Raw genomic sequence first — 12,377 nt, 5'->3', positions numbered from 1 at the left:
TCTGTATATTGCACCAGATCGGGTGTCAATGCATATCAGAACCGTACCAAGATGGGTACAATTTGCAAGGTTGGCAGAAAGACAATGGATACAATCGAGACAATCCGCTGCGCGGGCATTAAATTGGTCGGGCCGGCCAGCCGGCGAGGCTTTGTCGGCCGGATCGTGCACGTGGTCAGATCGCTGGCGCGATGGATCGACGTGCTGATCGAGCGCCGTCGCGGCCGCCTGGCTTTGCTCGAAATGACCGACGAGCAGCTCAGGGACATCGGTGTGTCGCGTGACGACGCTCACCGCGAAGGCATCAGGCGATTCTGGGACTAACTTGTAGTCTGGTCAGCGGCGTGTGCCCGGAGCCCTGAGGCGTGAGACGCCCTTGTCGGCAAGCACGGCGAGGATGCACAGCACCAGGAAAACACCGGTGACGGCCAGCGCCGCAAGGGCGACGTTGGCCGCGCCGTTTTTCGCAACGTCGAGGAACGGGTAGGGCACTTCGCCTGCGATCGGTGCGCGCGCCAGCGCATAGGCGAGATAGGCGATCGGATAGGCCATCCACCACGAAATGTCGCTCCAGCGTGTCCTGCCGTCAGCGCCTGCAACAAGCCACCACAGCACGAACAGCACCGGCGTCACATAGTGCAGCAGCACGTCACAGAGCAGGAACAGCCCCTGCGGCTGCCAGAGCTGCGCCAGAACTGTCGCGTAGACGATGAAGACCAGGGCGATGGAAGCCGCCACGCCCGCCCGCATCCGCGGCCCGGCAAAGGCCGGCAGCCAGGCGTAGCCCGAAGGCGACAGCAGCGAGACATGGACCAGCACTGCACCGATGTTGGTCAGGATGGTGAAGAAGCTGAACAGAAAGACGATGGAGCCGAGAAAACTGCGGCCGGCTTCCATCGATGCCGGGATGGTGATGCACGCTTGCAGGACAAGCCCGGCCAGACCGATGATCAATCCCGCAAACTGCAGGAAGCGGCCCATGGCGTCAGGCGGCCGCGTTGCAGGAGGGGTTGCCCGTTTGCCAGCGCGCAATGTCGGATCCGATGCGCGCGCCGAGCGGATCGTCCATCAGCGGACCGAACACGTCGACGCGGCTGGAATTGCCTTGCGCCTGGACGACCAGCAGCGGCTTGCCGCCATAATGCTTGGCCGGCACCAGCAGGAAGCGGGGCGTGCCGCTGAACGAATTCAGCTCATTGGCCATCTGATAGGATTTGAAGGCGGGATCCTTGCTGGCGATCCAGCATTTGTGGGCCGATATCGCTACCTGTTCCATGGCCAGCAGCGAAGCGCTCTTGCCCGTGGGGACCGGCGCGCTCTTCGGGCTGGACTGGCAGGACGCCAACGCCAAGCCGGCAGCAGCCAGGGGACCTAGGCGAACAATCGTCAGTCTCATGGTCAACCGCCCCCGCGTTTTGAAAGGAATTCGAAGAGATATCAGGCGGCGATGCCGAGTGCGCCTTCGAACAGCGCCCGGCCGTCACTGCCGCCATGCGCGGCCTCGATCAGGTTTTCCGGATGCGGCATCAGGCCGAGCACATTGCCCTTCTCGCTGATGATGCCGGCAATGTCGTTGATCGAGCCATTGGGATTGGTGCCTTCGGCATAGCGGAACACAACCTGTCCTTCGCCCTCGAGGCGCGCAAGCGTGTCGGCATCGGCGAAATAATTGCCGTCATGATGCGCAACCGGCGTGCGGATGATTTGGCCCGGCTGATAGCGGCGGGTGAACATGGTGTTGGCGTTGGCGATCTGCAGCTTCACCTCACGGCAAACGAATTTCAGCGAAGCATTGCGCATCAGCGCGCCGGGCAGCAGGCCGGCCTCGACCAGAATCTGGAACCCGTTGCAGACGCCAATGACCATGACGCCCTTGGCGGCCTTTTCAGCGACTGCCCGCATTACCGGCATCCGCGCGGCAATCGCGCCGCAGCGCAGATAATCGCCGAAGGAGAAGCCGCCGGGAATGGCGATCAGGTCGACATCGGGGATTTCGGTGTCGGTCTGCCAGACGGTCGCCGGCGCCTGCCCGGAAATCTTGGTCAGCGCCGCAATCATGTCGCGGTCGCGGTTGAGGCCGGGGAGAAGAACGACAGCTGATTTCATATCAAGCGATCTCCACCGCGTAATTCTCGATCACTGTGTTCGCCAGCAGCTTGTCGCACATGGCTTTCAGATCGGCTTCGGCCTTGGCCTTGTCGGTCTCTGAGAGCTCGAGGTCGAAGACCTTGCCCTGCCGCACCTGGCCGACGCCGCCGAACCCCAGTCCGGACAGAGCGTGCTCTATGGCTTTTCCCTGCGGGTCGAGCACGCCGTTCTTGAGGGTGACGGTGATGCGGGCCTTGATCATGCTGGACAGGTTCCTGTTCGAAGACTTAGCAATTCCAGGAAAAGTCTGAAGCGGTTTTTCGTCCGGAATCGCGTCAAGAAGTGAAGACTTAGTGCGGCTTGCCTTTGAGGCCATCGGTCGAGGCGACGAGCACCGGGCCGGTCGGGCGCGGCGGCTCGTTCTCGTTCATGATGCCGAGGCGGCGGGCAACTTCCTGATAGGCTTCGACGAGGCCGCCCATATCGCGGCGGAAACGGTCCTTGTCGAGCTTGTCCTGCGTTGCCACGTCCCACAGCCGGCACGAATCCGGCGAGATCTCGTCGGCAACGACGATGCGCATCATGTCGCCCTCGAACAGGCGGCCGCATTCGATCTTGAAATCGACGAGTTGGATGCCGACACCCATGAACAGGCCGGAGAGGAAGTCGTTGACGCGGATGGCCAGCGCCATGACGTCGTCGATCTCCTGCGGGCTTGCCCAGCCGAAAGCGGTGATGTGCTCTTCCGACACCATCGGATCGTCGAGCGCATCGGCCTTATAATAGAATTCGATGATCGAGCGCGGCAGAACGGTGCCTTCCTCGATGCCGAGGCGCTTGGACAGCGAGCCGGCGGCGACATTGCGCACCACCACTTCGAGCGGAATGATCTCGACTTCCTTGATCAACTGCTCGCGCATGTTGAGCCGGCGGATGAAGTGGGTCGGAATGCCCATGCGGTTCAGATGGTTGAAGATGTACTCGGAAATGCGGTTGTTGAGCACACCCTTGCCGTCGATGACCTCATGTTTCTTCTTGTTGAATGCGGTCGCATCATCCTTGAAGAACTGGATAAGTGTGCCCGGTTCCGGTCCCTCATAGAGGATCTTGGCCTTGCCTTCATAAATGCGGCGGCGATTTTTCATCTGATTTTTCTCTGGATTTGCGGGCAGGCGGCAAGCGACCAGTTCCTGTCCGTCTGCCTAAATTGGTGCGGCGACGGGTGGGGTTCAATGCCGGGTCTATCCCAATCACAGCGTTTGCTCAATCGGCAAATCCTTTCCATCGACTGCTTTCAGGAATGAAATGCCGCAGCGCAGCAAGTGATGTAGCATATTGACCGGCCCGCGCCCTTTTGGTTTGTGCTGCGGCAACACACATATCCATCGCCAACGCGAATCGATTTCATCGGAGGGAAGCCATGAGCAGCATGAAAGACCGCGAAGAGGGTTTTGAGCGCAAATTTGCCTTCGACGAAGAACTTCGCTTTAAGGCTTCGGCACGCCGCAACAAGGCGCTTGGCCTGTGGGCCGCCGAAAAGCTGGGCAAGTCCGGCACTGACGCCGACGCCTATGCCAAGGAAGTTGTGGTTTCCGACATCGAGGAAGCCGGCGATCACGACGTATTCCGCAAGATCCGCAAGGATTTCGACGCCGCCGGCGTCGACCAGTCGGATCACCAGATCCGCCGCACCATGGACGAACTGATGGCGCAGGCGATCGAGCAGATCAAGAACACCTGATCGGACCGAAACAGGTTCCGCAAAAGCGTTCTGCGATTTGTGACAAAACCTGCGACAAACCTGGAATGACTGGACCAATCGACCGCTCGGCTCAGCCGGGCGGTTTTTCTTTGCCTTTTCAGCCTTTTCCGGCTGAAACTGTGCGTAGGCCTGTTACAAGGCTCTACCCAACGAGGAAAGCACCCATGTCCCTGAAGTCACGCCTGGCGGCGGATGAAACGCTGTTCACCGCCTGGTCCGGCGTTCCGGACGCTTTGACGGTCGAAATCATCGCCAAGCAGGGTTTTGACGCCGTCACCCTCGATATGCAGCATGGCGGACACCACGAAGACTCGGTCTTGCGCGGCCTGGTGCCGGTGCTGGCCGCCGACAAGCCGGCGCTGGTGCGCATTCCGGTCGGCCGCTTCGACATGGCCAGCCGCGCCCTCGATTTCGGTGCCGAGGCGGTGATTGCACCGATGGTGAATTCGGTGGCCGATGCAAAACTCTTTGCCGCGGCGATGAAATATCCGCCGATGGGCGAGCGCTCCTGGGGCCCGACCTATGCTTTTCCGCGCCATGGCAAAGGCGACCACGCCGAATGGCTGCGCGACACCAATCAACGCACCATGGCCTTTGCCATGATCGAAACGCGCGCCGCACTCGATGCGCTGGACGGCATCCTCGACACGCCGGGCATTGACGGCATCTTCCTCGGCCCATCGGATTTCTCCATCGCCTGGTCGAATGGCACCACCGTCAATTCGACGCTGGAAAGCATGATGGAAACCGTCGCCTCCATCGCCGAGCGGACGCGCAAGGCGGGCAAGCATGCGGCGATCTACGTCGTTGAGCCGGCGATTGCCGGCCGCGTCGTGGCGATGGGCTACCGGCTGCTGGCGATGGGCTCGGACCATGCGCTGATTTCGCTCGGCGCAAAGATACTCATCAAAAGCATGAACGATTCGATAAAGGGCTGAGGCGTGGTGCCTTGCCCGGTCAGGCCTTGAGGTCGGTCAGGAACTTGGCGAAGGTCATCGACCCTTCCGGCCAAGGGCCGAAGCCGGCATCCTCATTGAGGTGACCGGTTTCGCCGGCATCGATGAACAGCGAACCCCAGGCGCCGGCAATGTCCTCGGCAACCTCGAAGGCGCAGAACGGATCGTTGCGGCTGGCGATGACGATGGACGGGAAGGGCAGCGGTTCGCGCGCATAGGGACCAAAGGTCATCAGGTGACGCGGCCTTATCTCCGGGTTGGCGACGTCGGGCGGCGCGACAAAAAACGCGCCGGCGACCGGCTTCCTGAACTGCGGAATGGCCTGCACCGCGGCCGCCACACCGAGGGAATGGGCAACGATCACCACCGGTCGCTCGGCCTCGTTGACAGCGTTCGCCACGCTCGTCGTCCAGTCCTCGCGCACCGGCTTCGACCACTCCGCCTGCTCGACCCGGCGCGCCGTCGACAGTTTCGACTGCCAGCGTGTCTGCCAGTGTTCGGGGCCGGAATTGGTGTAGCCCGGCACGATCAGAATATCTGCGTCTTTGACTTTCATGGCGCTGAGATAGCGAGCGGCCGTGTCTCGTGCAACCCGCGCTGACGCATGCGGTGCATCACAATCGTGAACAACCTGTTCGATTCTTTCCATCTTGTGTGAACGATCAGGATCGACGATTTGAGGCAGGAAGAGATCGACAACAGAATAGACTGGTGGCGCGGCCTGGGATAATGCGCTGAACGGAGAGTTTTATGAGCGAACTGCCTTTTGCCGCGACGACCCCCGTCAGCGTTTCACGCGTGGGCCTGAAGGCGCGCGACGCCGAAGGACTTGCCGATTACTACCGGGCTGTTGTCGGCCTGCAGGAATTGAGCCGCGCCGATGGCGCCATCACGCTGGGCGCTGCAGAGCGCCCGCTGCTGGTCATCGAGCCTGACGCAGCGGCCAAGCCCGACGATCCGCGCAGCGCCGGCCTTTTCCACACCGCTTTCCTTCTGCCCAGCCGCGCCGATCTCGGCCGTTGGATAAACCATGCCGCCGCCAACAAGATCCGCATCGAGGGCGCCTCCGACCATCTGGTCAGCGAGGCTTTGTACCTGACCGACCCCGAAGGCAACGGCATTGAAATCTATAGGGACCGTCTGCCGCAGGAGTGGAAGTGGAACGGCGACAAGATCGCCATGGCGACCGAGCGGCTGAATCTGGCCGCCGTGGTTGGCAGCGTGCCGGCCGGTGACGCCGGCTGGCAGGGCGCGCCGCAAAACAGCATTATCGGCCATGTCCATCTGCGCGTCGGCCGGCCGGAAGATGCCGAGGCCTGGTGGCACGACGAATTTGGCTTCGACACGGTCGCTAAGTATGGAGGGCAGGCGGTGTTCCTGTCGTCGGGAGGCTACCACCATCATATCGGTGGCAATTCGTGGCACAGCGCCGGCGCCGGCCGCCGCGATCCGTCCCGCTCGGGGCTGGCCTGGGTCGAGATGCGCTCGGACAAGGCAACCGAGGAAACGAGCCGTGAAGATCTGTGGGGCACGGTTATCCGCACCGTGCCGGGCACCGCAGGCTGAGCGGCGGTTCGGGTCCTACACCGAGCCGGCGGCGTAGCCCGTCAGCAGCCCGTGCGCCCAGTTGTCGAATCCGGTCGCCGTGGCGCGGCCGGATGCTTCGGTCCAGTCATAATTGACCACGTGATGGCTGAACGACCATTGTCCGTCCTTGCGCGTCGCGATGGCGTAGCGGGCATGCGGACTGCCGGTCACGGTCAGGCCGGGGAATGCCTGGACGCCGACGCTGCCGGGATTGAGGATTGTCCGGTTGTCCGACAAGCGCACAACGCGCGGCGTATGTGTATGGCCGCACAAGGTCAGCCCGGCGCCGGCGCTGCCCAGCTTGTGCCTGATCTGCTTTTCATTGGAGGGGTAGAAGTGGCTGCCTCCGTCTTCCTCGAGCAGGAACACGTCGTCGTCACTGGGGCTGCCATGGCAAAGCAGGATGTCCGGGGCAGGCGACAGGGTGACCGGCAAGGCCGAGAGCCAGGTCAGGGATGTTTCAGAGAGGCGTTGGTGGGTGAAAGCATCGACGTCTTCCAACCCGGAAGCAGGCGGCTCGACCAGCACACGGTCGTGATTGCCGCGCACGGTCGGCCAATTCTGCGCCATCAGATATTGCGCGGTTTCTTCAGGCCGTAGCGGCCCGGAAAGACAATCGCCCAGATTGACGATTATGTCGGGAGAAGCGTCTTTGATCTGCGCATGAACCGTCTCAAGCGCGCGCAGATTCCCATGGATGTCGGAAAGGACGGCCAGCCGCATCGAAAAACCTATCCGAAAACCCGCTTGAAGATCGTGTCGACATGCTTGGTGTGATAGCCAAGGTCGAATTTCTCGCGGATCTGGGCTTCTGGCAGCGCTGCGGTAACTTCCTTGTCGGCCAACAATTCCTCAAGGAAATCAGCGCCATGTTCCCATACCTTCATGGCGTTGCGCTGCACCAGGCGGTAGGCATCCTCGCGGCTGACGCCGGCTTGCGTCAGCGCCAAAAGCACGCGCTGCGAATGCACCAGGCCACGGAACTTGTTCATGTTCTTCAGCATGTTGTCGGGATAGACCAGCAATTTGTCGACGACGCCGGTCAACCGCGACAGCGCGAAATCGAGTGTTACCGTGGCGTCCGGGCCGATCATACGCTCGACCGAGGAATGCGAAATGTCGCGCTCGTGCCAGAGCGCCACATTCTCCATTGCCGGCAAGGCCATGGACCGCACCATGCGGGCAAGGCCGGTGAGGTTTTCGGTCAGCACCGGGTTGCGCTTGTGCGGCATTGCCGACGAGCCCTTCTGGCCCGGCGAAAAATACTCTTCCGCTTCCAGCACCTCAGTGCGCTGCAGATGGCGGATCTCGGTCGCCAGCCGCTCGACCGACGAGGCGATGACCCCGAGCGTGGCAAAGAACATGGCGTGGCGGTCGCGCGGGATGACCTGCGTCGACACCGGCTCCGGCTTCAGCCCAAGCTTTTTCGCCACATGCTCTTCGACATAAGGGTCGATGTTGGCGAAGGTGCCGATCGCGCCCGAGATAGCGCAGGTGGCAATATCCTCTCGCGCGTGCACCAGCCGCTCGCGGCAGCGTGAGAACTCGGCATAGGCCTGCGCCAGCTTGACGCCGAACGTGGTCGGCTCGGCGTGGATGCCGTGGCTGCGGCCGATGGTGACGGTGTCCTTGTGCTCGAAGGCCCGGCGCTTCAGCGCGGCGAGCAGGCCGTCGAGGTCGGCCAGCAGGATATCGCTGGCGCGGCCGAGCTGCACCGCAAGGCAGGTGTCGAGAACATCTGACGAGGTCATGCCCTGGTGGATGAAACGCGCATGCGGCCCGACGAATTCGGCGAGATGGGTGAGGAAGGCGATGACGTCGTGCTTGGTGACGGCCTCGATCTCGTCGATCTTGCCGACGTCGAATTGGGCGGCGCCGCCTTTTTCCCAGATGGTCTTGGCGGCTTCTCTGGGGATGACGCCGAGCTCGGCCAGCGCATCGCAGGCATGGGCCTCGATCTCGAACCAGATGCGGAAGCGGGTTTCCGGCGACCAGATGGCGACCATTTCCGGCCGGGAATAGCGAGGGATCATCCGTCAGTCCTGATGTGTCGGTGGTTAAGTGCGCCTCCTATCAGAGGCGGACCGAATGCTCAACGCTGCCGGCGTGCAAACCACACGCTGGCGGCGGCAAGCGCGATGAATCCGAGCGGAAAATAGAGCCTGATACCCAGCACCACGAACTGGTAGAGCGCCGTCAGCGAGGTGAAGACCAGTTCGAACGCCCACCGGGCGGTGAAGGCCTCCGCGTGCCATTCGGCGTAATAGGAGCGGTATTGCAGCGCAAACAACCCGCCGGTGAAGGCGAGCGTCGTGGCAAGCAGACAGACGAAGGCGGCGGCGAACGCCACCTCCCAGTGCCGGTCCAGCGAGACCAGCCGCGCCGCGAACAACCCGACGGGAAAGGCCAATGCCGCGCCGGTCGCAAACAGCAGGGCGACGAAGCGGATCTTTTCCGGGGTCTCCCAATTGTCGAGCCAAAGGCCGGTCAGCGCGCTGGCGCCCATGGCCATCGCCCACAGCAAGGCGCCGACAAGCGCCGTGCCCGTCGCTGGTACGGCGCGGCTGACGCGATTTCCGGCGCGCTTGCGCCAACTGGATTGATCGAGCGATGTCACAGGCGTCCGGTCACGGCGATCCAGCGAAAATCCGGTCCTTCGAAGCCGTATTGGCGCACTGCGATCAGCACCGCATAGGCGCTGATGCTGTCCATCGAGAACGTCTGCACCGCGCCGATCCTGTAGCCGTTCGGGCAGCCACGGCTTTTCGGGATCGATTTATCCTCATGCAGCAGATGGGTCCGGCCGCCATCCCTGGCCTCGATCCGCAGCAGGCGAAAACCGTTGACCTCGCCCTGGCTCTGGCAGCTTTCGGTGTCATTCATGCCGATCTCGTCCAGCCGGAATTCCAGCGGCGGGTCGACCGGCGAAAAGATCGGCCGTGGGTTCACCACCATGCGGAACGGGTCGGCCGACAATTCGGTCACCGGGTTGAAGCCGACGGTGATGCCGCGGTTTGCGGTGAGTTCGGCCTGCACAACGACGGCTTCGCCCTTCTGCCTGGCCTGCTGACGGGCCGTATCGAGCGAGGCGGTCTCATCCTCCAGCCGGACCCGGATTGGCGTGCCCTTCAGGAACGTGTCGTCGGCGGTGTTGATGTAGTAGCGATTGGCATAGGGAAAGCCCGAACCGTCTGCCACACCATATTCCTCGAAGGCGAAGACGCTGCCATCCTTGCTGAAGCCGAGGATTTCAAGCTCGGCGACATCGCCCGCTCGGGCGGCCATGGCGGATGCCAGATGGACCAGCAGGCAAACGCCAATCAGGACGAGATTTCGCATCGGGGTTCCGCTCCGCCTGCCGTGGTTCGATCGTTCCCTATCACGAGACGGTCAAAACATCGTGCTATTCAAAAGGCGATGCATCCAATTTCGCCTCTGTTTGTTATCGTCGATCGTTTTCAAAAGGAGAACACCCCATGACTGAGGCCAGCAAGATTCGCGAGCATATGGAAGTGGTCGGCGCCGACGGCGTTCACATCGGCACCGTCGACAGGGTCGATGGCGAGCGGATCAAGTTGACCAAGGCCGACAGCGGCGAGGGCGCCCATCAGGGGCATCACCACTACATTCCCTTGAGCCTGCTTGCCGAGGTCGAGGGCCAGAAAGTGTGGCTGTCGGCGAATTCGGATGTCGCGGTCAGCTTCGAGGAAGAGGAGTCCGACCCGACCTGACTGAAAGTCAGCGCGACGACCACACCGGAAACAGATCGCCTTCGGCCGGCGTCGCGGCATGGATGCCGCGGCTGATTGCGCGCGCCATGGTGGCGTCGGCGGCGGCAAAGAAATCGACGGCATCGTCGGCGCTGAGTTCTATGCCGCTCTTGCCCGTCGCCAGCGCGAACACCAGATCGCCGTCAGCCGGCGTGTGCACGGGCCAGATGGCGCGCACGAAGCCGTCATGCGCTGAAATGGCCAGCCGCTTGGCTGCCGCCTTGGTCAGCACGGCGTCGGTGGCGATGACGGCGATGGTGGTGTTGCCTCCGGCCTCGGCTTGTCCACCGACACGCTTGTCGCGGTATTTCAACAGGATCCGCCTGGCGTCGTCCGGCATCGGCGAGGGATAGCCAAGCCCGCCGAACTCATCCCCGATCTCGAATGGCGCCGCCCAGAAATAGCGGGTCCGCGCGATCGTTACCGAGCCGGTCGGGTTGGCGGCGGCGAGCGCGCCGATGGTGACGCCCCTGTCGAGCACAGTCGAGGCAGAGCCAAGGCCGCCCTTCAGCCCGGAACTCAGCGCCCCGGTGCCGGCGCCGATTGTGCCGAGCGGAAAGTCGACTGTTGCCGCCTGGGCGGCTTCGTAGCCGAGGTCGCGGTAGGGAGGATAACGGCCCCAATCCTTGTCGCCGCCATTGCGCAGGTCGAACAGGATCGCCGCCGGCACGATCGGCACGCGAAAGCCGCCAACATCGACGCCAATGCCTTTTTCGCGCAGCGCTGCCTGAACGCCGGAGGCGGCGTCGAGGCCGAAGGCCGAGCCGCCCGACAGCACGACGGCATGAACCGCCTCGATGGAATTGTGCGGTTCGAGCAGGTCGGTCTCGCGCGTACCCGGCGCGCCGCCGAGGATCTGCACGCCACCGACCGCCGGTTCGTCGCACAATACGGTGGTGACGCCCGATTTCAGCTTGGCGTCCGACGCGTTGCCGACGCGCAGGCCGGCGACATCGGTGATCAGATTGCGCGGCCCGGTGCGAAACATCAATTCGTCTCCGCCGGCACGAAACGCGTCCCGTCGAAGCGGAAGGCGCGATAGAGGTTTTGGCTCAGATCGCCTTTGTCGTCGAACCGCAGCGGGCCGATCGCGGTGGTGAAATCATGCCCGGTTAGCGCGTCGGCCAGCCCCTTGCCCGAGGTCTCGGGCGCGGCCGAGGCCGAGGCCGCCTTGGCAATCTCCACCGCCGCATAGGCCGGCAAGGCATAGCCATCCGGCGCGATGTTTTTGGCCGTAAACGCCGCCAGCACCTTGGGATCGGCGACATCGGCCCATTCCGGCGGCGCGATCATCAGCGTGCCGACGGCGTAAGGCACATCGCCGGGTGGCGTGCGCAAATTCTCGCCGCCGGCAAAGACGATGCCGGCCTCGAGCTGGCCGGCGTCGCGGCCCATAATGGCGATGTCGTCGCCGTCGCCACCGGCAAAGACATGCGTAGCGCCCGCCTTCTTCAGCCGGCCGATCAGCCCGATCTGGTTGTCGAGCTGGGGCCGGAAGGTGTCTGTGAAGACCGGCTTCAGCGCCGCCTGTTCGGCCGCTGCGCGCAGCGTCTCGGCGATTTCGCGGCCATAGATGGTGCCGTCATCGACGATGGCGAACAATTCGCTCTGCCACAGCCGGGTCAGGATGGCGGCCACCGCATTGCGCTCGTCATCGCCGCGCGGGCCCAGCCGGTAGACCGGCCAGCCGGTTTTGGCGCGGCGGTCGGTCAGGCTTTCGGTGCGCACGCCAACGGTGATGACCGGTATGTTGGCGTCCTTCAGGATCGGCAGCGCCGCCTGGATCGCCTCGGTGCAGAGGAAGCCGACGACGATATCGACCTTCGCAGCGGCGAATTCCCTGGCGGCGGCAGCCCCGCCATCGGCGGTGCAGGCATCGTCGACCGTCCTGATCTCGGCGCCGTTGGCTTCTGCTGCCAGGGCAGCACCCGCCTCGATCTGCTTGCCAAGTATCGCCGACGGACCGGACAGGGGTGCGGCGACGCCGACAAGCAAAGTCTGCGCGCCGGCGCTTGCCGGCAGCAGCCAGAGCAGTGCCGCTATTACAGCTGTTGGGGGTTGCATTCTGACGACGAATTCCTCCGTGCCGGTCGCATGCTTCCAGCGTCTCTTCCGCCAAGACCTAAAGGCTGCCCGCCCCAGGCGCAACACGGGAATTTGCGGATTGGCGTCAACCACTTCGCTTGTGGCCTATTGTGTGCCGCCATATATAAC

General features: G+C 63.1%; 18 protein-coding genes. 5 read left to right on the top strand and 13 right to left on the bottom strand.

What is annotated here, in order from left to right:
- The first annotated feature begins 84 nt into the window (after positions 1–84).
- Positions 85–324 carry a DUF1127 domain-containing protein gene (locus NKI31_RS00735; protein ID WP_023684886.1) on the top strand — a complete coding sequence of 80 codons (240 nt, stop codon included), beginning with the start codon at positions 85–87 and terminating at the stop codon, positions 322–324.
- Between the two features lie 12 nt (positions 325–336).
- Here NKI31_RS00735 and NKI31_RS00730 read toward each other — a convergent pair whose 3' ends face one another.
- From NKI31_RS00730 to NKI31_RS00705, 6 genes are all read right to left on the bottom strand, one after another.
- The gene (locus tag NKI31_RS00730) at positions 337–981 is read right to left on the bottom strand and encodes a Pr6Pr family membrane protein (protein WP_023684887.1); all 645 of its coding nucleotides are present in this window, start codon (positions 979–981) and stop codon (positions 337–339) included.
- Positions 982–985: 4 nt separating this feature from the next.
- The gene (locus tag NKI31_RS00725) at positions 986–1,396 is read right to left on the bottom strand and encodes a hypothetical protein (protein WP_023669094.1); all 411 of its coding nucleotides are present in this window, start codon (positions 1,394–1,396) and stop codon (positions 986–988) included.
- Between the two features lie 41 nt (positions 1,397–1,437).
- Positions 1,438–2,106: a phosphoribosylformylglycinamidine synthase subunit PurQ gene (gene purQ / locus NKI31_RS00720; protein WP_023684888.1), complete on the bottom strand. Its 669-nt coding sequence runs from the start codon at positions 2,104–2,106 to the stop codon at positions 1,438–1,440.
- A gap of 1 nt (position 2,107) precedes the next feature.
- Complete coding sequence (gene purS / locus NKI31_RS00715; protein ID WP_023669092.1) at positions 2,108–2,350, bottom strand: phosphoribosylformylglycinamidine synthase subunit PurS; 243 nt, start codon at positions 2,348–2,350, stop codon at positions 2,108–2,110.
- Positions 2,351–2,438: 88 nt separating this feature from the next.
- A complete protein-coding gene (gene purC / locus NKI31_RS00710; protein WP_013532127.1) occupies positions 2,439–3,233 on the bottom strand; it encodes a phosphoribosylaminoimidazolesuccinocarboxamide synthase in 795 nt (264 codons plus the stop codon).
- Positions 3,234–3,338: 105 nt separating this feature from the next.
- Positions 3,339–3,461, bottom strand: a complete 123-nt coding sequence (locus NKI31_RS00705) for a hypothetical protein (protein ID WP_280790911.1) — start codon at positions 3,459–3,461, stop codon at positions 3,339–3,341.
- A 47-nt stretch (positions 3,462–3,508) separates the two neighbouring features.
- Here NKI31_RS00705 and NKI31_RS00700 point away from each other — a divergent pair, with 47 nt between their 5' ends.
- Both NKI31_RS00700 and NKI31_RS00695 read left to right on the top strand, forming a co-directional pair.
- Positions 3,509–3,829 (top strand): DUF1476 domain-containing protein, encoded by a 321-nt coding sequence (locus tag NKI31_RS00700; protein WP_023669091.1) that lies wholly within the window; start codon positions 3,509–3,511, stop codon positions 3,827–3,829.
- Positions 3,830–4,014: 185 nt separating this feature from the next.
- On the top strand, positions 4,015–4,788 hold the full coding sequence (locus NKI31_RS00695; protein WP_352650044.1) for an HpcH/HpaI aldolase family protein: 774 nt from the start codon (positions 4,015–4,017) through the stop codon (positions 4,786–4,788).
- A gap of 19 nt (positions 4,789–4,807) precedes the next feature.
- On the opposite strand, the gene NKI31_RS00690 is transcribed toward NKI31_RS00695, so the two are convergent.
- A complete protein-coding gene (locus tag NKI31_RS00690) occupies positions 4,808–5,362 on the bottom strand; it encodes an RBBP9/YdeN family alpha/beta hydrolase (RefSeq protein ID WP_023684890.1) in 555 nt (184 codons plus the stop codon).
- Between the two features lie 194 nt (positions 5,363–5,556).
- Here NKI31_RS00690 and NKI31_RS00685 point away from each other — a divergent pair, with 194 nt between their 5' ends.
- A complete protein-coding gene (locus NKI31_RS00685; protein WP_023684891.1) occupies positions 5,557–6,372 on the top strand; it encodes a VOC family protein in 816 nt (271 codons plus the stop codon).
- A 15-nt stretch (positions 6,373–6,387) separates the two neighbouring features.
- Here NKI31_RS00685 and NKI31_RS00680 read toward each other — a convergent pair whose 3' ends face one another.
- The 4 genes from NKI31_RS00680 to NKI31_RS00665 form a co-directional block, all read right to left on the bottom strand.
- On the bottom strand, positions 6,388–7,116 hold the full coding sequence (locus tag NKI31_RS00680) for a metallophosphoesterase family protein (RefSeq protein WP_352650042.1): 729 nt from the start codon (positions 7,114–7,116) through the stop codon (positions 6,388–6,390).
- 8 nt (positions 7,117–7,124) lie between these two features.
- On the bottom strand, positions 7,125–8,426 hold the full coding sequence (gene purB, locus NKI31_RS00675) for an adenylosuccinate lyase (protein ID WP_023684893.1): 1,302 nt from the start codon (positions 8,424–8,426) through the stop codon (positions 7,125–7,127).
- A 59-nt stretch (positions 8,427–8,485) separates the two neighbouring features.
- A complete protein-coding gene (locus tag NKI31_RS00670; RefSeq protein ID WP_245261990.1) occupies positions 8,486–8,905 on the bottom strand; it encodes a hypothetical protein in 420 nt (139 codons plus the stop codon).
- A 101-nt stretch (positions 8,906–9,006) separates the two neighbouring features.
- Positions 9,007–9,732: a DUF2259 domain-containing protein gene (locus NKI31_RS00665; protein ID WP_352650040.1), complete on the bottom strand. Its 726-nt coding sequence runs from the start codon at positions 9,730–9,732 to the stop codon at positions 9,007–9,009.
- Between the two features lie 137 nt (positions 9,733–9,869).
- On the opposite strand from NKI31_RS00665, the gene NKI31_RS00660 reads away from it, so the two are divergent.
- Entirely contained in the window at positions 9,870–10,124 is a 255-nt protein-coding gene (locus tag NKI31_RS00660) for a DUF2171 domain-containing protein (RefSeq protein ID WP_023669083.1), read from the top strand.
- Between the two features lie 7 nt (positions 10,125–10,131).
- Here the strand turns inward: NKI31_RS00660 and NKI31_RS00655 are convergent, their stop codons facing one another.
- Both NKI31_RS00655 and NKI31_RS00650 read right to left on the bottom strand, forming a co-directional pair.
- Positions 10,132–11,151 carry a P1 family peptidase gene (locus NKI31_RS00655; protein ID WP_352650038.1) on the bottom strand — a complete coding sequence of 340 codons (1,020 nt, stop codon included), beginning with the start codon at positions 11,149–11,151 and terminating at the stop codon, positions 10,132–10,134.
- Positions 11,151–12,227, bottom strand: a complete 1,077-nt coding sequence (locus NKI31_RS00650) for a branched-chain amino acid ABC transporter substrate-binding protein (RefSeq protein WP_352650036.1) — start codon at positions 12,225–12,227, stop codon at positions 11,151–11,153. The genes NKI31_RS00655 and NKI31_RS00650 overlap by 1 nt, the downstream gene beginning before the upstream one ends.
- Between the last annotated feature and the right edge of the window lie 150 nt (positions 12,228–12,377).

This window comes from Mesorhizobium sp. M0659 (assembly GCF_040320605.1).
Classification (GTDB): domain Bacteria; phylum Pseudomonadota; class Alphaproteobacteria; order Rhizobiales; family Rhizobiaceae; genus Mesorhizobium.
Note: the sequence above shows the minus strand (reverse complement) of the source record. Positions and strands in the feature narration are given on the sequence as shown.